This is a genomic window from Pseudomonas sp. UBA7530, assembly GCF_002479365.1.
GTDB lineage: Bacteria > Pseudomonadota > Gammaproteobacteria > Pseudomonadales > Pseudomonadaceae > Aquipseudomonas.
In genome coordinates this window covers 119711-139487 of sequence record NZ_DLMS01000003.1, presented here as the reverse complement: position 1 = coordinate 139487, position 19777 = coordinate 119711, and the positions used below count along the sequence as shown (strand labels likewise).

21 protein-coding genes and 1 pseudogene are annotated in these 19777 nt (G+C 62.8%); 12 read left to right on the top strand and 10 right to left on the bottom strand.

Going from position 1 to position 19777, the window contains the following annotated elements:
* Positions 1 to 68 precede the first annotated feature (68 nt).
* Positions 69 to 1025, bottom strand: coding sequence for a GlxA family transcriptional regulator (locus B2U07_RS06590; protein WP_275545816.1), 957 nt, complete (start codon positions 1023 to 1025; stop codon positions 69 to 71).
* Positions 1026 to 1121: 96 nt separating this feature from the next.
* Between B2U07_RS06590 and B2U07_RS06585 the strand changes: the two genes are divergently transcribed.
* Positions 1122 to 1889 (top strand): MBL fold metallo-hydrolase, encoded by a 768-nt coding sequence (locus B2U07_RS06585; RefSeq protein WP_275545815.1) that lies wholly within the window; start codon positions 1122 to 1124, stop codon positions 1887 to 1889.
* A 3-nt stretch (positions 1890 to 1892) separates the two neighbouring features.
* Here B2U07_RS06585 and B2U07_RS06580 read toward each other — a convergent pair whose 3' ends face one another.
* Complete coding sequence (locus B2U07_RS06580) at positions 1893 to 3122, bottom strand: NADH:flavin oxidoreductase/NADH oxidase family protein (protein ID WP_275545814.1); 1230 nt, start codon at positions 3120 to 3122, stop codon at positions 1893 to 1895.
* Between the two features lie 222 nt (positions 3123 to 3344).
* Between B2U07_RS06580 and B2U07_RS06575 the strand changes: the two genes are divergently transcribed.
* The gene (locus B2U07_RS06575) at positions 3345 to 4364 is read left to right on the top strand and encodes an acetoacetate decarboxylase (ADC) (protein ID WP_275545813.1); all 1020 of its coding nucleotides are present in this window, start codon (positions 3345 to 3347) and stop codon (positions 4362 to 4364) included.
* Between the two features lie 56 nt (positions 4365 to 4420).
* Here the strand turns inward: B2U07_RS06575 and B2U07_RS06570 are convergent, their stop codons facing one another.
* Entirely contained in the window at positions 4421 to 4867 is a 447-nt protein-coding gene (locus B2U07_RS06570) for a MerR family transcriptional regulator (RefSeq protein ID WP_275545812.1), read from the bottom strand.
* A gap of 192 nt (positions 4868 to 5059) precedes the next feature.
* Here B2U07_RS06570 and B2U07_RS06565 point away from each other — a divergent pair, with 192 nt between their 5' ends.
* Together B2U07_RS06565 and B2U07_RS06560 are read left to right on the top strand one after the other, a co-directional pair.
* The gene (locus tag B2U07_RS06565) at positions 5060 to 5800 is read left to right on the top strand and encodes a substrate-binding periplasmic protein (RefSeq protein ID WP_275545811.1); all 741 of its coding nucleotides are present in this window, start codon (positions 5060 to 5062) and stop codon (positions 5798 to 5800) included.
* A 200-nt stretch (positions 5801 to 6000) separates the two neighbouring features.
* Entirely contained in the window at positions 6001 to 6486 is a 486-nt protein-coding gene (locus tag B2U07_RS06560; protein WP_275545810.1) for a hypothetical protein, read from the top strand.
* Between the two features lie 8 nt (positions 6487 to 6494).
* Here B2U07_RS06560 and B2U07_RS06555 read toward each other — a convergent pair whose 3' ends face one another.
* Both B2U07_RS06555 and B2U07_RS06550 read right to left on the bottom strand, forming a co-directional pair.
* On the bottom strand, positions 6495 to 6974 hold the full coding sequence (locus tag B2U07_RS06555) for a VOC family protein (protein ID WP_197856139.1): 480 nt from the start codon (positions 6972 to 6974) through the stop codon (positions 6495 to 6497).
* A gap of 103 nt (positions 6975 to 7077) precedes the next feature.
* A complete protein-coding gene (locus B2U07_RS06550) occupies positions 7078 to 7974 on the bottom strand; it encodes a TauD/TfdA dioxygenase family protein (RefSeq protein ID WP_275545809.1) in 897 nt (298 codons plus the stop codon).
* Between the two features lie 157 nt (positions 7975 to 8131).
* On the opposite strand from B2U07_RS06550, the gene B2U07_RS06545 reads away from it, so the two are divergent.
* Positions 8132 to 9124: an AraC family transcriptional regulator gene (locus tag B2U07_RS06545; RefSeq protein ID WP_275545808.1), complete on the top strand. Its 993-nt coding sequence runs from the start codon at positions 8132 to 8134 to the stop codon at positions 9122 to 9124.
* A gap of 5 nt (positions 9125 to 9129) precedes the next feature.
* Here B2U07_RS06545 and B2U07_RS06540 read toward each other — a convergent pair whose 3' ends face one another.
* Positions 9130 to 9858, bottom strand: a complete 729-nt coding sequence (locus B2U07_RS06540) for a Crp/Fnr family transcriptional regulator (RefSeq protein ID WP_275545807.1) — start codon at positions 9856 to 9858, stop codon at positions 9130 to 9132.
* Positions 9859 to 9961: 103 nt separating this feature from the next.
* On the opposite strand from B2U07_RS06540, the gene B2U07_RS06535 reads away from it, so the two are divergent.
* From B2U07_RS06535 to B2U07_RS06505, 7 genes and pseudogenes are all read left to right on the top strand, one after another.
* The gene (locus B2U07_RS06535) at positions 9962 to 10750 is read left to right on the top strand and encodes an SDR family oxidoreductase (RefSeq protein ID WP_275545806.1); all 789 of its coding nucleotides are present in this window, start codon (positions 9962 to 9964) and stop codon (positions 10748 to 10750) included.
* A gap of 43 nt (positions 10751 to 10793) precedes the next feature.
* Entirely contained in the window at positions 10794 to 12401 is a 1608-nt protein-coding gene (locus tag B2U07_RS06530) for a phytoene desaturase family protein (protein WP_275545805.1), read from the top strand.
* Positions 12402 to 12446: 45 nt separating this feature from the next.
* Positions 12447 to 12749, top strand: a complete 303-nt coding sequence (locus tag B2U07_RS06525; protein WP_275545804.1) for an EthD family reductase — start codon at positions 12447 to 12449, stop codon at positions 12747 to 12749.
* A gap of 28 nt (positions 12750 to 12777) precedes the next feature.
* A pseudogene (locus tag B2U07_RS06520) lies at positions 12778 to 13524 on the top strand (AMP-binding protein); the annotation flags it as partial.
* A gap of 85 nt (positions 13525 to 13609) precedes the next feature.
* Positions 13610 to 14410, top strand: a complete 801-nt coding sequence (locus tag B2U07_RS06515) for an AMP-binding protein (RefSeq protein WP_275545803.1) — start codon at positions 13610 to 13612, stop codon at positions 14408 to 14410.
* Positions 14411 to 14479: 69 nt separating this feature from the next.
* Positions 14480 to 15637, top strand: coding sequence for an iron-containing alcohol dehydrogenase (locus B2U07_RS06510; protein ID WP_296276435.1), 1158 nt, complete (start codon positions 14480 to 14482; stop codon positions 15635 to 15637).
* Positions 15638 to 15718: 81 nt separating this feature from the next.
* Positions 15719 to 16531 (top strand): alpha/beta fold hydrolase, encoded by an 813-nt coding sequence (locus B2U07_RS06505; RefSeq protein WP_275545801.1) that lies wholly within the window; start codon positions 15719 to 15721, stop codon positions 16529 to 16531.
* Here B2U07_RS06505 and phnE read toward each other — a convergent pair.
* The 4 genes from phnE to B2U07_RS06485 are packed head-to-tail and all read right to left on the bottom strand — an operon-like array spanning position 16524 to position 19751.
* Positions 16524 to 17285, bottom strand: a complete 762-nt coding sequence (phnE, locus tag B2U07_RS06500) for a phosphonate ABC transporter, permease protein PhnE (protein ID WP_296276433.1) — start codon at positions 17283 to 17285, stop codon at positions 16524 to 16526. The genes B2U07_RS06505 and phnE overlap by 8 nt on opposite strands.
* The gene (locus tag B2U07_RS06495; protein WP_275545799.1) at positions 17282 to 18109 is read right to left on the bottom strand and encodes a PhnE/PtxC family ABC transporter permease; all 828 of its coding nucleotides are present in this window, start codon (positions 18107 to 18109) and stop codon (positions 17282 to 17284) included. Before B2U07_RS06495 ends, phnE begins: the two co-directional genes overlap by 4 nt.
* Positions 18103 to 18903, bottom strand: coding sequence for a phosphonate ABC transporter ATP-binding protein (locus B2U07_RS06490; protein ID WP_275545798.1), 801 nt, complete (start codon positions 18901 to 18903; stop codon positions 18103 to 18105). Before B2U07_RS06490 ends, B2U07_RS06495 begins: the two co-directional genes overlap by 7 nt.
* Positions 18900 to 19751, bottom strand: a complete 852-nt coding sequence (locus B2U07_RS06485) for a putative selenate ABC transporter substrate-binding protein (protein ID WP_197856127.1) — start codon at positions 19749 to 19751, stop codon at positions 18900 to 18902. The genes B2U07_RS06490 and B2U07_RS06485 overlap by 4 nt, the downstream gene beginning before the upstream one ends.
* Between the last annotated feature and the right edge of the window lie 26 nt (positions 19752 to 19777).

Below are 19777 nucleotides of genomic sequence, written 5' to 3'. Positions count from 1 at the left end.
GTTTTGAATTATCTTGAAATATTTGGCGGTGATTAGGCACCGAAAACACCGTTTCCGGTCCCCCCGGATTACTGACGCCCATACTGCTGGCGATATTGCGCAGGTGTCAGCCCGGTCAGTGCCTTGAACATGCGCCGCAGATTGGCCGGGCTGCTGAAACCCAGATCAGCGCTCAGGGTACCGAGAGGCGTCGAGGTCATGGCCAGGCGTTCACTGAGCTGATAGAGCTTGATGCGCCTGGCGTAGCTCGCCACGGCCTCGCCGGTTTCCGCCCGCACCTTGCGCGCCAGGGTGCGCTCGGACATCGCCAGCCTGTCGGCCAGGCTCTCCACGGTCAGCTGTTCGGCAGGCGTCTGCTCGATCAAGGTATGCAGGCGCCGCAACAGCCCCGCCGGTTGCTGCATCAGGCTGGCGCCCTGAAATGCACTGTGGGGCACAGCCGGGCGGGGTAGCACCATCAACTGGCTGAGGTCCTTGAACACGTCCTCGCTGACATGACGCTCGATGACTCCCTGAGCGATGGGCAGGTAACCGTTCACCCCGGAGGCGGTGGCCACGCGCTGGGCGAACACGCAACTGCTCTCGCTTTGCCAGCGAACCCGGGTGAAGCGCTCACGCATCACGTCCGCCAGCCACCAGGTTACCGTCGCTGCCTGACCGTTGAGGCGACCGCTGGCCGCGAGCAGGCCGACACCCGTGCAATAACTCCAAAGCTGAATGCGCTTGCCTGCGGCCGAAAGCGCCTTGATCAGCGTGGCATTGCGCGTCAGCAGCGTATCGACCTGCTCTGCCGACTCAGCCCAGAAACCGGGGATCAGCAAGGCATCTAGCGTGCGTGGGTCGAGGTTGGCGTGCGCTTGCAGCACGAGGCCATGGGCGCATTGCACCGGTCCGGCCTGCTCGGCGATATAACGAACCTCGAACAGTGCTGTTGCGTTCCGGCGATTGGCGGCATGCAGCAAATCGGCAAAAGCCAGCAGCCCGGCAGGCATACACTCGGGAAACAGCAGCAAACCAATGCGCATTGGATGGCCTGAAATGAATCTAAGATGTCCAATACTGCCATTATTGTTCATGGGGCGGATAGGCAGCATGGAGCTCTCAGAACTCGAGGGCTTTTCATGAAAATCCAGCAACTGCGCAACGCCACCATCATCGTCGAATTCGGTCAGCATCGAGTGCTGGTCGACCCTATGCTGGCCCGGCGGGACGCGTTGCCGCCGCTGCGTCTGTTCGGCGCCCGCCAGCGCAACCCGCTGGTGGAGCTGCCAAGCGGCGCCTGGACCGAGCTTGAGTCGGTCACCCATTGTCTGATCACGCATTGCCAGAAAGGGCATTTCGACCATCTGGATCGTGCCGGTACCCGCTGGCTACGCGAGCGACAGATTCCGGTGATCTGCACCCCGCATGATGCCGACCATCTGCGCCAGCGTGGCCTGAATGTCCAGCCATTGTTGCCGGAGCATGATCTTCCCGGTCCCTTTCTTGGCGGACGCATACGCACTGTCCGCTGCACTCACGGTCGGGGAGTAGTGGGGCGCCTGATGGAGCACGGTGTCGGTTTTCTGATCGAGATGCCGGGTGAGCCGAGCCTGTACCTGGCCGGCGATACCCTGCTTACCGACGAGGTGCGCGCCTGTGTGCGCGAGCACCGGCCAGCCGTGTCTGTGGTGCCGGCAGGTGGCGCGCGTTTCGACCTGGGCGGCGACATCATCATGGGCATCGACGAGGTGATCGAGTTCACCCGGTTGAGCGGCGCGGCTGTGGTGGCCAATCATCTGGAAGCCATCAGTCACTGTCCGGTCAGCCGCGTGGCGCTGGCCGAAGCCGCTGCCCGCGCACAGGTCGAGCTGCTGATTCCGCAGGATGGTGAGGTGCTGGCTTTCTGAGTATCAGCGGCGTCGCTGCATCCAGCGCCGATATCGGCGAGCGCTGAATATGTCCTGCACTTGCTGGGTCAACAGTGCCCATGAGGGGGCTACGCCGGGCTGGGTGCCTTGGCCCTGGCTCAACTTGCGCAACTGATATTTGACCAGTGCCATGTTGGCCAGAGAGGCCAGCACCTTGTTGTTCCAGGTGATCGGCGGCAGCTGGGGAGCGCTGCCGAGGCCGAGCTGCCAGTCACGCGGCAGGTTCGGGTCGATGGCCAGGGCCGTGCCGATGCCGACCATCTCGATGCCGCTGGCCAGCACTTCCTGCGCCACCGCTGCGCGGCGGATGCCACCGGTGACCATGATCGGCATGCTCGCCACGGCGCGAATCTCGCGGGCGAACTCCAGGAAGTAGGCTTCGCGCGCCAGGGTACGGCCGTCGCGGGCCTGACCCTGCATGGCCGGCGCTTCGTAGCTGCCACCGGACAACTCGACCAGGTCCACGCCCAGGCCGTCGAGCAGGCGCACCACCTGCTGTGCGTCGTCGGCGCTGAAGCCGCCACGCTGGAAGTCTGCCGAGTTGAGCTTGACCGCCACGGCGAAACCAGGTGCCACCGCAGCACGCACCGCCTTGACGATTTCCAGCAGCAGGCGCGCGCGGTTCTCCAGCGTGCCGCCCCACTGGTCGCTGCGCTGGTTGCTCAAGGGGGAGAGGAACTGGCTGAGCAGGTAGCCATGCGCGGCGTGGATTTGCACACCGTTGAAACCTGCTCGTTCGGCGAGTTGTGCCGTGTGGGCGAAGCGCTGGATCACTTCAGCGATCATTGTTTCGGTCATCGCCAGCGGCGTGGCGAAACGCTTGGACAGGTTGCCCAGCTCCAACGGCACCGCAGAGGGTGCCCAGGTCGGCTGGCCCAGATTGGCTTGCATCTGCCGGCCGGGATGGTTGATCTGCAGCCAGAACTGCGCGCCTTTGGCACGGCCGACCGAAGCCCAGCGCTCGAACCTGGCCAGCTGCGCGTCGTCTTCCAGTACCACGCCACCGGGGCCGGTCATGGCGCGGCTGTCGACCATCACGTTGCCGGAAATCAGCAGGCCGGCGCCGCCCTCGGCCCAGCCTTGGTAAAGGCGCATCAGGTGCTCGGATGGCGCGTGCTCGCTATCCGCCATGTTCTCTTCCATCGCCGCCTTGGCGAGGCGGTTGGGGATGATCGAGCCATTGGGCAGGACAAGGGGATCGAACAGGGTCATGGGTGCTTCCTCGGCTGAAGACGCGCTGACCTTAACTTTAAAGTTCACTTTAATGTCAACGGGCGTTTGTTCTCGCTTCGGCATGTTACCGCTTTGAAACAATCTACTTGATTCGACTGCTTGACCTTAAAGTTCTATTTAACCTTAGGGTTGCCGCGTCTGCCCTTCGGAGACCTTCCGAGGAGCAGGGAGCCTATGAATTCCTCAACGCGGATAAGAACGATGAAGCAGATTGCCGAGCTTACTAAACGTCTAAGACGCCAGCGCACTGCGGTGCTGGCCGGGATGATCTTCAACCTCGTGGCCATGCCCGCTTGGGCACAGGAGGCCGATGCGCACGCTGCCACGGTCGATATCGCCGGCCATTCGGTGCCGGTGGAAGCGGGCGGGCTTTACCACCGTTTCCACTCCAATCCCCCGCTGTCTGTGATCGCGGACGAGGCGCCGGATATCGATCTCAGCTGGTTCCGCGGCCTGAAGAAAACCAAGGTGGACATGGGCTTTGAGTCTTACTCGCCGAACTTCTATTACCGCAACACACGCGTCACCGCGGTATTCACCGCCGACCTCGACAGGCTTCGCGAGCTGATGCCGGCGCAGGTGCTGGAGCAGGTGCAGCCGCTGCAGATCTGGCCTGGCCGCGGGCTGGTCGCCTTTACCGCCTACGCCTATCACTACTGCGACAATGACAGCTACAACGAAATTGCCCTGTCCATCGTGACCAACAGGCCCGGCAATGCCAACCTGGGCCCCATCAGTCTGGTCGGGCAGTCGCTGTCCAAGGACTTCTGGGGGTACGTGCTCAAGCTGCCGGTCAACACCGAGCTGGCGCGCGTGCGTGGTGTGGTCGGTTACAACCTGCCGAAGTGGCTGACGCCCATCGATTATCGCGAGACCGACAAGAGTCTCGTCTTCGAGATCGCCGACGGCGACACCGGCAAGCTTGACGTTACCTTCGAGGTGGAGAAACTCGCTGATGCATCTACCGAACCTGAGTTGGTGACCAACAGCTTCACCAATATCGGACACGATGGTGAGCTTGCTTTCGGCTACGCCGTTTCCCGGCAGATGCGCCATGCAGCGAGCTCGGACGGGCAGAAGGTGAGCCTGGCGCTCGGCGCGGGCAGCCTGTCGACCTACATCGAGTCGCTGAAGCTGGGCAAGATGATCAGGTATGAATACGTGCCGGACTTTCAGAGCGCGCTCTACGCGCCCAAGCCGTTGGCACAGATGTCGCGCTGAACCGGTGAGCAGCGGCCATTCGCTGGCTGAACAGGCCGCTCCTGCAAACGGCGGCCTTATCTGCGCTTGCTGCCCGTGCGCCTGGTTGGCTTGTTCGGCTCGCCCAGGTTCATCTTGGCCAGCACTCGCCTGGCGTTGGCCGCGCAATCGAGGTCGTCCGGTTTGCTCTCGATCTCGTCGATCAGCGCCAGCAGGTGGCCCTTGCTCTGCGCCAAGCGCTCCTCCAGCGCCTCGATGTCGTTCACCTTGGCGTGCAGGGTGTCGAGCAGCTTGCCATGCTGCCACTGCGCCAGATCCTGCGGCAGCAGTGTGCGCAGCTCGTCCAGGCTAAAGCCGGCCTGCTGCGCGGTAGTGATCAGGTTGAGCACCAGCACTGCCTGTTCTGGATAGCTGCGGTAACCGTTGGCCTGGCGCTCCGCCAGCCTGAGCAGGCCGATGCTTTCGTAGAAACGAATACGTGAGGCTGCCAGCCCGGTACGCTTTGCCAATTCACCAATTTTCATCGCTGTTGTCTTCGCCAAAGGCCGTAAACCTGTAGCTTAACTTTAAGCTTTGGGCCCGAGCCAGGCACTGTCGGCGCCGACGACAATTTATGGCGAATGCCTCCGGCAAACCGGGCTTGTTGGCGTCTATGCTTGTCTGACTCATGGCCAGGCTCCACCGGCCAGCAATGACCCGTTCATCAGGCAGACCCTTTGAAGCGTTCGAGATTTACCGCGGCCCTGTTTTGCCTGCTACTCAGCCCTCTGGCTAGCGCTGAACGCTATCGAGTGATCACCGAAGAGTGGGCGCCTTACAACTATGCGGAAGGCGGCCAGCTCACCGGCATGTCCACGGAAATCGTGCGGGCGATCATGGCCTTGACCGGCGACGAGTTCGAAATCGTCTTGCAGCCAAGCATGCGCACTACCCGCACGCTGCGGACCCAACCTCGGACCATCATGTATTCGCTGTTTCGCACGCAGGAGCGCGAGCCGTTGTACAAGTGGGTGGGACCGATCGTGGAGGAGTCCATTCATCCCTATCAGTTGGCCAATGCGCCGCGGCCGATAACGTCTCTGGAACAGCTGCTGCGTGCTCCGCGCATCACCACGCGGCACGCAGGCCTGGTGCCGAGCATGCTGGAGTCGATGGGCTTCAACAACCTCGACAAGAGCGCAGTGGAAAGCCAGCAGCTCTACAGCATGCTGCTGGCCGGTCGTACCGAGGTGATAGTGGGCGATACCGATGCAGGCGTGGCCTACTACAGCCGCCAGCTCGGCATCGCGCCCGGTACGCTGCGACCAATCCCCATCGAGCTGTATCGGTCCTCGCTGTACATCGCCTTCAGCCGTGACAGTGACGATGCGCTGGTTGCCGCCTGGAGCGAGGCGCTCGAGCAACTGCGGCGCTCCGGCGAGTTGGCACGTATCCATCGGCATTACCAGAGGCGATAGGCCCTGAGCGGCTCATATGGCTCTGCTCGCAAGGGCGATAAGAGCGTTAGGCCAGAGCCACACCGCTTCGCATCAGCGCGCGATCGTCGCTCGGGCCATGCGCGTACAGACTCTTGCCGACAGTTACTGCGTGACTGCATACAATGTACGCCTGATCATTTCCAGCCATGCACATGGCGAACCCAACGAGGAACCGCCCCATGGCCTCCGCAGACAAACAGAAGAAGCGCGCCCAGCGGGCCAAGACCAAGGCCAGGCAGAACCGCATGGGCAAGCTCAGGCCGCAGGCCAACGTTGTCCATCCGATCCTGGCCAACCCGCTGATCGACGAGCCGTTCGATGATGTCGAGATCGACCTGAGTAGCTTCGACTTCAAGGACATCGAAGAGAACGGCTTCGACCCGGCGCATTTCGATGATCTGTTCCAGACGATGAAGACCGCGGAGGGCATCAGTCTGCTCGCCCTGTGCCTGGTGTTCTTGCAATATCCAGTGCTGGAACTGGTGGTCGCCGAGGAATCCGAGGACGCTGCGACCGACTTCATGATGGGCCTGCTGATCGTCTATCGCGCCATCTTCCACGAGGACGACGAAGACGCGGCAGTGGCCTGGATCAGCAGCGAAGCCTTCCAGAGCGCCTACAACGAGGCCTCGGCGATCCTGCAGAAGAAGAACGCCCGCGCCTGAACGGTCGATCAGCCCTTCAGCGCAGCCTCGATCCTGGCGATGTCGATCTTACCCATCGTCATCATTGCCTCGAAGGCGCGCCTGGCCGCTGCACGGTCCGGGCTGGCGATGGCAGCGCTGAGAATACGCGGCGTGATCTGCCATGAGATGCCCCATTTGTCCCTGCACCAGCCGCATTCACTGGCCTGGCCGCCGTTGTCGATGATCGCGTGCCACAGGCGGTCCGTCTCGGCCTGATCGTCGGTGGCGACCTGGAACGAGAACGCCTCGCTGTGCCGGAACGCCGGGCCGCCGTTGAGGCCGAGGCAGGGGATGCCCATCACCTTGAACTCGACCGTCAGCACATCGCCGCGCTGGCCGGATGGGTAGTCGCCGGGCGCATGATGCACGGCCAGCACGGCACTGTCGGGGAAGGTTTCGGCGTAGAAGGTTGCAGCCTCCAGCGCGTCGCGGTCGTACCAGAGGCATATGGTGTTCTTGCTGGTCATCCTCAATCTCCTCGCCGGGGTGATTCAGCAGTCTAGACCGGAGTCGCGGGGCAGGCCGCGTCAGCGACAGGTTCAGGCCCTGTCGCCGACTGGGCCTGGCATCTCAGCGAGAAGGGCGCTCGCCGATCACTGTGGTACGGAACATTTCACGTCGCATGCCGTGATAGTCCGATACGGGCATGTGCCATGTGCTGCGGTTGTCCCAGATCGCCAATGTGCCCTGGCGCCATTGCATGCGGCAGGTGAAGGCAGGGGACACCGCCAGGTTGAACAGATACTCGAGCAACGGTTGCGCCTCCGCTGCCCGCAGTCCTTCGATGCCGCAGGTATAGGCCGGGTTGATGAACAGGATCTTCTTGCCGGTTTCCGGATGGCGGATCACCAGCGGATGGTTGCGGGCCTCGCCGGAGGTGTCCTGGCCATAACGTATCTGCATGTTCTCCAGCAGTGCGTTGTGATTGGCGTTGGCACCATAGGCGCGTTCCGGGCTGTGCTGTGCGTCGAGCCTTTCGAGCAAGGCCTGCATGCCGGGGGAGAGCCACTCGTAGGCGAGTGCCATGTTCGCAAAGCAGGTATCGCCGCCATACTTTGGAACATCGTGTCCATAGAGCAGGGTGAAGGCCGGCGGCCGTTCCTGAAAGGTCCAGTCGGTATGCCAGGCCCCACCGAACACGAAGGGTGCCTTCTCACTCGCTTCCTTGACGACGTGTACCACATGCGGATGTTCCTGCATGCAGGTGACGTAAGGCTCGCGGCCAAACTCGCCGAACTGCGTGGTCACTCGCTCCAGATCGCTTACGCCCAGAGATTGCCCCTGAATGAACAGCACCTTGTGTCGCAGCAAGGCCTGGCGCAACTCGGCGTAGCCTTCCGCGCTCAGGGCGCGCAGATCGATGCCTTCGACATATGCGCCCAATGCGCCAGTGGCAGGTATGGCGCAAAAATGCTGGTAGTGAGTGTGCGGGTTGGCGCTGGGCAACGTGTAGATAAATTCGCTCATTTTGTTGTTGTCTCCGCGATCGAGGTGATAACAGCATGGGTTGAGCGATTGGCAGGCTCCATGATAATTACTGCCATTTCATGATCTCTGCTGCCACGATTCGCGCGGCGCCAGCGAGCTGAGGGCCTGCAAAATGGACTGGCGACAGAAACGTTCGGTGACTGGCGTTCGCTACTTGCTGGAGACGGCACAGGCAGAAGGCGTGGCGAAGGACGTCTGCTTGAAAGGCAGCGCCATCGCCTCGCTCGATCTGCAGGCCAGCGCCGCGCAGATCGAGGCCTGGCAGGAGCTTGCAGTCATTCGCAGCCTGCTCGAGCACAGTCGCCGCCCTGGCTTGGGCTTCATCACCGGCAGCCGTTACCACCTGACGTCCCTTGGCGTGCTCGGTTTCACCATGCTGGCGAGCCGTACGCTGATCGAGGCGTTCAACTCGTTCAGCCGATTCCAGTTGATGGCGTTGACCCTTTGCCCCACCCGCCTGGAACACGAACGGCGTGGTACCTGGCTGCTGTTCGACGCCAGCGTACTGCCCAGAGACGCCTGCGCTTTCGTCGTCGAACGTGGCATTGCCGCTTGCCTGAGCATCAGTTCGGAGTTGCTGAAACGCCAGGTGATCCCGCTGGCCGTGGAAATGACCGCGCCTGAGGCACTTGGCGCTTGGCACCCATCGTTCCCCTGCGTGCCGACTCGTTCAGCCAGACGTGATGGCGTCCTGTTTTCCAGCGAGGACTTGCACAGCCCATTGCCGCAGGCGCATATCGATGCGCGGCTCGAAGGCGAGCAGTTGTGTGAATTGCAATGTCAGGAAATATCCCACCAGTTACATAAGTCGCCCACCGCGCGGCAGGTGCAACGGGTGTTGATCGGGCAGTCCGGTCAGTTGCTTTCATGCCGCATCGTGGCCGAACGCCTGGGCATTTCCGAGCGCACCCTGCACCGTCGGCTGGCAATTGAGGGACATGCGTTCCAGCAGTTGAACGAACAGATCAAGAAACAGCTCGCCAAGCGTTTGCTGGCTGATTCGCGCCTTGATCTGCACACCATCGCGCAGCGCCTGGGCTATGCCGAGGCGGCCAGCTTTTCCCGGGCGTTCAGCCGCTGGACCGGCTATCCGCCGAGTCGCTGGCAGCGCCACAGCGAGGAGCCATGAGCGCTTCACGAGCGATCAGCCGGGCCCTCCACGTCCAGGCGATTGGCATGATCCAACAGGCTTTTCAGATCACGCAGCTCGATGGTTCTGTAGCCCTGCACCACTAGCCCCAGGCCCTCCAGCCTGGCCAGCGCGGCATTGATGCTCTGGCGGGTAGTGCCCATCATCTGCGCGAGATGCTCCTGGGAAACATTGAGCTGCAAGGACGGGGTTTGCGTGCGCGATCCGAAACCCTGCGCCATCAGCCACAGCCGCCTGGCGAGCCGATGATGCAGTGCCCCGGGCTCGCCGATCACCTGATAGGCCACCCGAAGCTTGTTGATGCTCAGGCGGGCGATGTCTCGCCAATGCCTGGGATTGTGGTCCAGCCATTGGGTGAAGGCCTGCATGGGAACACAAAGAATCCGCGTATCCACGTCAGCGATTGCATCTCGAATGTAGGGCCGGCCATCGATCAGGGAAATGTCGCCGAACCAGTGGCAGGGCTCCAGATAGACCAACAGCGAAGGGGTGCCGTCATGCAGCGAGCTACTGAGTCGCACGGCCCCTTCGATCACGCAGAAAAGGGCGTGTCGAGCGAATTCGCCTTCCCGGTAAAGGGCTTCTCCAGCGGCATAATCGTGCATCTTCGCATCGCGAATCAGTGCGCGCTTGAGCTCGATCGCGCAGGTCGAAAACCACTCATCCTTCTCCAGTACAGCCAGCAGTGAATCGGTATCTGATGGTGTGTCCATGCTCGGATTCAAAATTCAAGTTTTTGACAGACTGCCATCTTCGCTGCTCCTAGCCTAGTGCTCGCCAATAACAAAAAGCGCCTCGCAGACGGGAGTGGCAACTATGTTGAATCACAGCGAGTTCACTGGAAAAACCGTATTCGTCGCCGGCGGTACCAGCGGTATCAACCTGGGAATAGCCAAGGCCTTCGCCGCGTCGGGTGCGCGTGTGGCGGTCTTCAGCCGCTCGCCCGAGCGAGTCGACAGCGCGCTTGCCAGCTTGCGTGCCCTGGGCGCCGAGGCGCTGGGCTTTACCGGTGATGTCCGCGATAGCGGCAGCGTTCAGGAAGCGCTATCCGGAACCTGCGAAACCTGGGGCAGCATCGATGTGCTTTGCTCCGGCGCAGCCGGCAACTTCGTGGCGCCAGCGGCGGCCATGTCGGTGAACGGCTTCAAGAGCGTGATGGATATCGACCTGCTCGGCAGCTTTCACGTACTGCGCGCGGCTTATCCGTTCCTGACCCGTCCCGGCGCCTCGGTCATCAATATCTCTGCCCCTCAGGCCTCCATCGCCACGCCTTTGCAAGCGCACGTCTGTGCAGCGAAAGCCGGCGTCGACATGCTCACGCGCGTGCTGGCCATGGAGTGGGGGCCTGAGGGTATCCGCGTCAATTCCATCGTCCCCGGTCCTATCGACGGCACGGAAGGGATGGCGCGACTGACGCCGACGTCCGAGGCGCGGGATGCAGTCATTCGCAACCTTCCGCTGCGCCGCTACGGCGACATCGAGTCGGTGGCCAAGGTCGCGGTCATGCTCAGTTCTTCGGTGTGCGACTACGTGACAGGCGTCGTGTTGCCTGTCGATGGCGGCGCATCGCTCGCTGGCCCTGGGTTGTTTGGCTCTCCCGCCTGAGCCTGCAGTCCGACTTCTGCTCCACCCAACCAGGAAAACAATAATGAAAACTGCAGCCGATTCCAGCTACAAACGCGCGCTCGCGCGCGGCGATCTCGCAGCGAAAATGGATGCCATCGTCATGGGTTCCGGCGCCGGAGGCCTGACGGCTGCCGCGCTGCTGGCTCTCGAGGGCAAGAAGGTGCTGGTGCTGGAGCGCCATGCGGTCATCGGCGGTTGCCTGCAGGTCTTCAGGCGCCCCGGATTCGAGTGGGATGTGGGGTTGCACTACGTCGGCGAAGTTCATCGCGCCGGCACCCTGCGCAACCTGTTCGACAAGGTCACCCGCGGTGAGCTCAAGTGGCAGAAGATGCCCGACCTCTATAACAAGATCGCGATAGGCGACGAAATATTCGAGTACTACGCAGGCAGCGCTGCCTTCAAGGAGCGGCTCAAGGAATACTTCCCCGAAGAAGCGCACGCCATCGATCGTTACATCGAGCTGGTCAACGAGGCCAGTCGCCCCGCAGGTGAGTTCCTGGCCGTACGGGCGATGCCAGGCTCCTTTGCGGACAAGGCGTTCGAGCAGGTCGCCCCGCGCTTCATGCCGCTGGCCGAGCAAACCACGCTGGAGGTCCTGCGTTCGATCACCCGCAACGAAAAGCTGATCGCCGTGCTTTGCGGCCATTTCGGTGACTACGCCAGTTTGCCGAGTGTCGCCTCGTTCTCGGTACATGCCGCCGTCATTCGCCACTACCTCGATGGAGCGAGTTATCCCATCGGCGGCTCGCAAGTCATCGCCGACCTGATATCGGAAACCATCCGCAGTGCCGGCGGCATGGTGCTGGCTGGGGCCGATGTGGTCGGTGTCGTCGAGCATGATGGCAAGGTGGTCGGCGTGCGCATGGCGGGCGGTGAAATACTCGAGGCACCGCAGGTCATCAGCGGCATCGGTATCCGCCAGACGCTGAACATGCTCACCAGCGCGAACCCGGAAATCGAACAGCTCAATGCCAGGGCTCAGGCCATGCCCAGCACGCTGCCAGCGGTCGTGCTCAACGTGGGCCTCGATGCCAGCAATGCCGACCTGGATGTCGGCCCGGCCAACATCTGGATTCACCAGAGCGCGAGGCAGAGCGAGGACTGGCAGCACTACATTCAGGACCCGGCGCGGCGTCCGATGCCGCTGCATTTCATCTCGCAGCCGTCAGCTAAGGATCCAAGCTGGCCGCTGCGCTATCCCGGCCGCAGCACGATGGATATCTGCAGCTTTACCGACTGGAACCTGTGGCAGCCGTTTACCGGTACGCAATGGAAGCACCGGGGTGACGAGTACGAGGACCTCAAGGCCCGCCTCTCCGAGGAAATGCTCCAGCAGGTCTATCGTTTCTACCCGAAGGCGCAGGGGCACGTCGTCCATGCGGAGCTGGCCACGCCGGTGAGTTTCAATGACTTTCTGGGCCGCACGCGTGGCGATTTCATGTCCTTCGCGCCGACGCCCGAGCGCTATCAACAGCGTTGGACCCGTGCCTTCAGCCCGGTCAAAGGTTTGCTTTTTACCGGTCAGGATGTCGCCATGGGCGGCGTCAGCGGTGCCATGGTCGGCGGCTTGCTGGCCGCATCGGCGGCACTTGGCCGTGACCTGTTCCGTGAGCTGCGAGAGCTCGCCTGATTCCTTCAACCGACTATCGCCATTTGGAGAATAACCGTGATCAGAATGACCGTTTCCTACCCGCCCCACGAAGGCTTCCAGTTCGATCATCAGTACTACCAGTCAACGCACGCGCAGTTGATCAGGGACCGGCTCGGCGCTCACGGCCTGGTAAAGCTGGAGATCGATCAGACCTTGCCCGAACCTGGCGGCAAGCTGCCTGCGAGCGTTGCGGCAGCGCACATGTTCTTCGCCGACGTCGACAGCTTCAAGGCGGCAATGGCCGCTGAAGGCAAGGTGCTCGGTGCCGACCGCACGAACTACACCGATATCGTCCCGGTTGTGGTCATCAGCCAAGTCATCCAGTGATTCGGGAGGCCGTGCCTTGAACGGATTGATGCAGGACAAGCCGCTGCTCATTTCATCTCTGCTGGAGCATGCGGAGCGTTACAGTGCAGGGGTCGAAGTGGTATCGCGCCGTGTCGAGGGCGACATTCATCGATACACCTGGGCGGATGTCGCCCAGCGTTCTCGGCAAGTGGCCATGGTGCTCGATGACTGGGATCTGCCTGCGGGCAGCCGGGTCGCGAGCATCGCCTGGAATGGCTATCGCCATCTGGAGCTGTACTACGGCATCAGCGGCTCGCAGCGTGTGCTGCATACCATCAATCCACGTCTGCATGCCTCGCAGGTGGCCTGGATGCTGGAGCATGCCGAAGACGAAGTGGTGTTCTTCGATGCCAGCTTCATTGACCTGGTCCGTACTCTGCAGCCGCTGGTCCGCCGTGTTCGTCACTGGGTGCTGTTGGGTGATCAGGCTGCGCTCGAACGCCTCGAAGACATGCCGGAGGTCGTCAGTTACGAGTCGTTGCTGGCGAAGCACAGTGGTCAATACGCTTGGCCGCAGTTCGATGAGTTGGCGGCTTCGAGCCTGTGTTACACCAGCGGCACCACGGGCAACCCGAAAGGCGCGCTCTATTCTCATCGCTCGACCGTGCTGCACAGCATGATTCTCAGCACGCCCAGTGCATTGGGTATCGGTCCTCAGGATGTGGTGATGCCGGTAGTGCCGATGTTCCATGTCAATGGCTGGGGCACGCCCTACTGTACGGCGATGGCCGGTTGCAAACTGGTGTTGCCCGGCCCGGCGCTGGACGGGCAATCGGTGTACGAGCTGATCGAGCAGGAGTCGGTGACGGCTGGCGCTGGGCGTGCCAACGGTCTGGCAGATGCTGCTCGATCACGTCGATGCCCGGCAGGGGAGCTTTTCCTCATTGAGAAAAACCACCATCGGTGGAGCGGCCTGTTCTCCGAGCATGCAGAAGCACTTCGAGGACCGCTACGGCGTCGAAGTGATTCACGCCTGGGGCATGACCGAAATGTCGCCTCTGGGCACGGCCTCCGCGCTGATGGCGGAGCACTCGAGTCTGAGCCGTGAGGAGCAGCAACGGCTTCGTCTGAAGCAAGGTCGTCCGGTGTTCGGGATCGACTTGCGCATCGTCGATGACCAGGGCGTCGTACAGCCGTGGAACGGAACGAATTGCGGCCACCTGCAAGTCAAGGGGCACTGGGTCATCAGCGCCTATTTCAAGGACGACTGCGAGCAGCGTCTGGACGATGGCTGGTTCGCCACCGGCGACGTTGCCACGCTCGACGCCAACGCCTACCTGCAGCTCACCGACCGCAGCAAGGATGTGGTCAAGTCAGGCGGAGAATGGCTCTCGACCATCGATATCGAAAATATCGCCATGAACCACCCGGCGGTCGCGATGGCTGCGGCGTTGGGCGTGCCGCACCCGAAATGGGGAGAGCGCCCCATCGTGCTCGTCGTCAGGCGCAAGGACGCAGTCGTCAGCAGAGAGGAGGTGCTTGGTCTTTATGAAGGAAAACTGGCGAAGTGGCAGACCCCGGATGACGTCGTGTTCGTCGATAACATCCCGCTTGGCGCGACCGGGAAAATGCTGAAAACCGAGCTGCGCAAGGTGCTGGAGGACTACGCGCTTCCCGACACCGCCAGTGACAACCGCTAGGCGCTCGCCTGGCTCCCCCTCAGTGGCGCTTCAGTGCGCCAGCATTACTGGGCATTCCGAGAATAATTCATGCTTGATTTTTCGTACTCCAACCCAACGCGCATCCACTTCGGCAAGAGCAAGCTGTCGAAGCTGAATCAGGAAATACCCGCCGACGCCAGAGTCATGCTGCTCTACGGCGGCGGCAGCGTGATCAGGAATGGCACGCTGGCAGAGGTGCGGCATACGTTGGGAGAGCGCTACCTCAGCGATTTTGGCGGTATCGAACCCAACCCGAGCTATGAGCGACTCAGCCTGGCCGTTGAGCAGGCCAAGGCCGAGGACATTTCCTATGTCCTGGCCGTGGGCGGCGGGTCGGTGATCGACGCTGCCAAGTACATTGCGGCAGCCGCCTGCATGGCGGCGGACGGCTGGGCCATCCTCGAAAGCGGCGGCCGCTGCATCATCCGCACGCTCCCCGTAGGCGTGGTGCTGACCCTGGCGGCAACGGGCTCGGAAATGAACAACAGCGCCGTTGTCACGCGCTTGTCGACTCACGACAAGATTCCCTTTGCCAGTCGCCACTGTTTCCCGGTGTTCGCGATTCTCGACCCGACCCGGACGATGAGCGTACCTGCTCGTCAGGTCGGCAACGGCGTGGTCGATGCGTTCGTCCATGTCATCGAGCAGTACCTGACATATCCCGTCAATGCCCATGTCCAGGATCGTTTCGCCGAAGGCTTGCTGCTGACTCTGGTCGAGCTGGGACCGCTGGCCCTGAGCGAGCCGGAGAACTACGAGGTACGGGCCAATCTCATGTGGGCCGCCAGCCTCGCGCTGAACGGCCTGATCGGTGCAGGTGTACCGCAGGACTGGTCAACGCACATGATCGGCCATGAGCTCACCGCTGTGCATGGCCTCGACTATGCGCAGACCCTGGCCGTGGTCTTGCCCGCCATGCTCAGTGTGCGCCGCCAGGAAAAGTCGCAGAAACTGCTGCAGTACGCCGAGCGAGTTTGGGACCTTCGCGGAGGCTCGCGGGAGCAGCGAATCGAGCAGGCCATCGCCCTCACGCGCGATTTCTTCGAGCAGATGGGCGTTGCGACACGCCTGAGCAGTTATGGTATTGATGCCGGCGGTATACCCAAGCTGCTCGAACAGCTGGAACGCCACGGCATGGTCGCGTTGGGTGAGCGTCGGGAAATAACCTTGCCGATAAGTGCCAAAGTGCTGGAACAGTGCTTGTAGCACCTGGTGAGATCACCGCTCCTGGGGCGATCGACTGGTTGCAGCAACAGCCCCTGAGTCGACTTTCGGAGAGACAGACGCGTGCATACTGAATCAATCGTCTCCGGCATTCCGGTGTACATCGACGGCGAAAGCCCCGACATCATCGTGATGCTGCACGGCTGGCCGGATAGCCATGAAATATGGGCACGACAGGTTCAGCATTTCAAGCGCACGCATCGATGCGTGAGATTTACCTTGCCCGGCTTCGATGACCCGAAGACGCGGGGTTTTTCTATAAGCGAGATAACCGAGCTGATCCTGCGTGTCGTGAATCAGGTCACTCCCAACGGCACGGTCACGCTCATGCTGCATGACTGGGGGTGCCTGTTCGGGTTTCACTTCGCTGCCACTCAGCCGCACAAAGTGGCGCGAATCGTTGCCGTCGATGTCGGAGATGCCAGCTCACCGGCATTCAAACGCGGGCTGAGCCTGCGAGCCAAATGGATGATTTTTGCCTATCAGATGCCCCTGGCGCTGACGTGGTACCTGAAGGGTCCGGTAGGCGATTACCTGGCACGTGCGACCGCGAAATATCTGCGTTGCAAGACCGACCCGGCCAGCATCCATGCGGGTATGAGCTATCCCTATGCCATGCGCTGGATGGGCGCGCGCGGAGGATTGAAAAACCTTATCGGTCCGACCCAATTGGCGTGTCCCATCTTTTACGCGTACGGAAGCTACAAGCCATTTCAGTTTCAATCCGAACAATGGCTGCAGACATTGAGCACGAGCCCGGGCTGCAAGGTCGTGCTCTTCAAATCCTCCCACTGGGTGATGGTGGATTGTGCGGAGGGCTTCAATCGGGCCGTATCCGATTGGCTTGCACCGCAGGAGTGCGAGGGGCCTAGCTGACCCAGCGCTGCCTGGCCCAGCCACTGAAAGCATCGACCGCCAGCACCAGCAGCAACATGGCCAGGATCACCGTAGCGGCCTGGGCTTCCTGGAACAGGCTGAGGCTCATGTAGAGCATCTGCCCGAGGCCGCCGGCACCGACGAAGCCGAGCACGCTGGCCATGCGGATGTTGTTCTCCCAGCGATACAGCGTGTACGCCACCAGCTGTGGCCAGACGCCGTGCAGGGTGCCATAGCAGAAAGCGAGCATGCGCCCGCCGCCGCTTTCGCGGATTGCGTCGGCCGGTTCGCGTGGGGTGTTTTCCAGCGCTTCGGCGAACAGGCGACCGAGCACGCCGGCGGTGTGCAGAGCCAGGGCCAGGGTGCCGGCGTTGGGGCCGAGGCCGGCGGCCAGCACCATCAGCGCCGCCCAGACCAGTTCGGGAATGGCGCGCAGGGCATTGAGCAGCAGGCGTGTGGCGTGCAGTGCGATTGCGCCGAAGCGCCCGGCGGCCGGTAGCGCGAGGGCCAGGCCGAGGAGGGCGGCGAGCAATGTGCCGATGGCGGACATGGCCAGGGTTTCCAGCGCGCCGTGGCCGATGGCCTGCAAGTGCGCGGCGGAGAAGTCCGGTTGCAGGAAGCCGCTGGCGTACTGGCCCATCTGCGCCAGGCTGTCGCCGGCCACCAATGCGCTGAGGTCGATGCCCAGATAGAGGAACGAGGCAATCACCGCACCGAGAATGCCGGCAAGCAGGATCAGGTTGCCGGCTCTCATGTCAGCCTCGCACGCAGCAGGCGGCTGAACTGGTCGGCCAACAGTACCAGCAGCAGGAAGGTGAGCAGCATGCTGGCCACTTCGCCGCCGGCGAACATGCGCAGCGACAGGTCGATCTGCTGGCCCAGCCCGCCAGCGCCGACGAAGCCCATTACCACCGAGGCGCGGATGGCACATTCCCAGCGGTATACGGTGTAGGAGAGCATTTCCCCGGCGGCATTGGGCAGCACGCCGTAGGTGAAGGCCGTCAACCGGCTGCTACCGGCGCCCAGTAGCGCGCGGGTGGGGCGGGCGTCGACCGATTCGAAGATTTCCGCATACACCTTACCGAGCATGCCGGCGTAGGTGATGGCGATGGCCAGTACCCCGGCGGTGGGGCCGAGGCCGACGGCGCGGACGAACAGCAGCGCCCAGACGATTTCCGGCACGCTGCGCAGGAAGATCAGCAGCCCGCGTACCGGCCAGCGCGCCAGGTTCGCCCACCAGGCCGGGCGGCCACCGCGATGCACGGCCGACAGCGACAGCGCACGGCTTGCCAGCAGTGCGGCGGGAATGGCGATCAGCAGCGCCAGGCTCATGCCGGCGGTGGCGATGGCCAGGGTTTCCAGGGTGGCGCGGCCGAGCAGGGCGAGGAATTCGCCATCATGCGCAGGCGGCCAGAAACCGGCGAGGAAGTTGCCCATGGCGCGGGTGTTGTCGCCATCGACCAGTACGGCCAGGTCCAGCTCGCTCAGGCTCAGGCCCGGCCACAACAGCAGCAGCGCCAGAACGGTAATCAGCAGGCGCGGCAGGGCGGCGGGGTCGCGCGGGGCGGTGTTCAGCATCGCGGGATATGCGTCGGTTGCGGCTGTACGGGCGAGCTGGGGGCGGCCTGCAACTGCTCGTTCATATAGAGCGCTTCCAGCTGGGCAGGCTGCACCTCACCGGCCGGCAGGTCGAAGGCGATGCGCCCGTCGCGAATACCGATCACCCGCGGGAAGTGCGCCAGCGCCAGGTCGACGGCATGCAGGCTGGCCAGCAGGGTCATGCCGCGCTCGGCGGCCTCGCGGTTGAGCACGGCCAGGGTGTGGCCAGCCAGCACCGGGTCCATGGCCGAGACCGGTTCGTCGGCGAGGATCAGTTCCGGCGACTGGTACAGCACGCGGGCGATGCCGACGCGCTGCAACTGACCACCGGAGAGCTGGTCGCAGCGCTGGTAGAGCTTGTCGGCGATATCCAGACGCGCCAGGGCGGCCTGGGCACCGCCTGCATCCAGCGGATGCAGCAGGTTGATCAGGCCCTTGGCCAATGACCACTGGCCAAGCTTGCCGGCCAGCACGGCGGTGACCACGCGTTGACGCGGTGGCAGCGGCGGCGCCTGGTGGATCAGGCCGATGCGTGCGCGCAGACGCTGGCGCTGGCGGGTAGCCAGGCGCCAGGGGTTGTGTTGCAGCAGGTCGATCTCACCGTGCGTGGGTTGCAGGCTGGTGGCCAGCAGGCGCAGCAGAGTGGTCTTGCCGGCACCTGAGGGCCCGATGATGGCCACCCGTTCGCCGGGGCTGACCTCGAGATCGATGTTTTTCAGCGCAACCTTGCCGTTGGCGTGGGCCAGGCCCACGCCACGCAGGGCGATGCTCACTTGAGCAGGCCGGCGGCGCGAGCGGCTTCTTCGATGCCTTCGTAGTTTTCAGGCTTGGTCTCGATGAAGCGGCTGGCGGCCTGCAGGTCGAGAATTGCCTTCTGCTCGGGCTTGGCCGGGTCGAGGGCGAGGAAGGCGGCCTTGATCTTCGCCTGCAGGTCGGCATCGAGGTTGCCGCGCACGGTCCAGTTGTAGTCGTAGTAGGTCGGGGTGGTGGCGAAGACCTTGACCTTGTCGGTATCGACCTTGCCTCCATCGACCAGCTTCTGCCAGACCGAGGCGTTGAGCACGCCAGCGTCGGCCTTGCCGGCTTGCACCCAGGCTGCGGTGGCGTCGTGAGCACCGGAATAGGCCACGCGGCTGAAGAAGTCTTCCGGCTTGATGCCGTCCTGCAGCATGAAATAGCGCGGCATCAGGCTACCGGAGGTGGAGGACACCGAGCCGAAGGCGAAGGTCTTGCCTTTCAGATCCTGCAGCGATTTGACGGCCGGGTCGGAGGTGATGAACTTGCTGGTGAACTCGGCGTCCTGTTCACGCTGTACCAGCGGCACGGCGTTACCGGTCTTCAGGTGCGCCTGGACGAAGGTGAAGCCGCCCAGCCAGGCCATGTCGATACGGTCGGCCGCCAGCGCCTCGACCACGGCGGCGTAGTCGGCCACCGGCACGAACTCCACCTTCATGCCCAGTTCCTGCTCCAGGTAGGCACCCAGCGGCTTGAACTTGCGCAGCAGTTCGGTGGGGGCTTCGTCGGGGATGGCCGAGACCTTGAGGACGTCGGCGGCTTGCGCAAATACAGCGGATACGGACAGGGCGATGCCGGCGGCGAGCGCCAGGGTGTTCTTGAACATGTCGGATTCTCCGGTTCAATAGCGGG

Coding starts and splice junctions, on each gene's coding strand:
- B2U07_RS06590 (WP_275545816.1), bottom strand. CDS start 1,025: ATGCGCATTGGTTTGCTGCTGTTTCCCGAGTGTATGCCTGCCGGGCTG.
- B2U07_RS06585 (WP_275545815.1), top strand. CDS start 1,122: ATGAAAATCCAGCAACTGCGCAACGCCACCATCATCGTCGAATTCGGT.
- B2U07_RS06580 (WP_275545814.1), bottom strand. CDS start 3,122: ATGACCCTGTTCGATCCCCTTGTCCTGCCCAATGGCTCGATCATCCCC.
- B2U07_RS06575 (WP_275545813.1), top strand. CDS start 3,345: ATGAAGCAGATTGCCGAGCTTACTAAACGTCTAAGACGCCAGCGCACT.
- B2U07_RS06570 (WP_275545812.1), bottom strand. CDS start 4,867: ATGAAAATTGGTGAATTGGCAAAGCGTACCGGGCTGGCAGCCTCACGT.
- B2U07_RS06560 (WP_275545810.1), top strand. CDS start 6,001: ATGGCCTCCGCAGACAAACAGAAGAAGCGCGCCCAGCGGGCCAAGACC.
- B2U07_RS06555 (WP_197856139.1), bottom strand. CDS start 6,974: ATGACCAGCAAGAACACCATATGCCTCTGGTACGACCGCGACGCGCTG.
- B2U07_RS06550 (WP_275545809.1), bottom strand. CDS start 7,974: ATGAGCGAATTTATCTACACGTTGCCCAGCGCCAACCCGCACACTCAC.
- B2U07_RS06540 (WP_275545807.1), bottom strand. CDS start 9,858: ATGGACACACCATCAGATACCGATTCACTGCTGGCTGTACTGGAGAAG.
- B2U07_RS06535 (WP_275545806.1), top strand. CDS start 9,962: ATGTTGAATCACAGCGAGTTCACTGGAAAAACCGTATTCGTCGCCGGC.
- B2U07_RS06530 (WP_275545805.1), top strand. CDS start 10,794: ATGAAAACTGCAGCCGATTCCAGCTACAAACGCGCGCTCGCGCGCGGC.
- B2U07_RS06525 (WP_275545804.1), top strand. CDS start 12,447: ATGACCGTTTCCTACCCGCCCCACGAAGGCTTCCAGTTCGATCATCAG.
- B2U07_RS06515 (WP_275545803.1), top strand. CDS start 13,610: ATGCTGCTCGATCACGTCGATGCCCGGCAGGGGAGCTTTTCCTCATTG.
- B2U07_RS06510 (WP_296276435.1), top strand. CDS start 14,480: ATGCTTGATTTTTCGTACTCCAACCCAACGCGCATCCACTTCGGCAAG.
- phnE (WP_296276433.1), bottom strand. CDS start 17,285: ATGAGAGCCGGCAACCTGATCCTGCTTGCCGGCATTCTCGGTGCGGTG.
- B2U07_RS06495 (WP_275545799.1), bottom strand. CDS start 18,109: ATGCTGAACACCGCCCCGCGCGACCCCGCCGCCCTGCCGCGCCTGCTG.
- B2U07_RS06485 (WP_197856127.1), bottom strand. CDS start 19,751: ATGTTCAAGAACACCCTGGCGCTCGCCGCCGGCATCGCCCTGTCCGTA.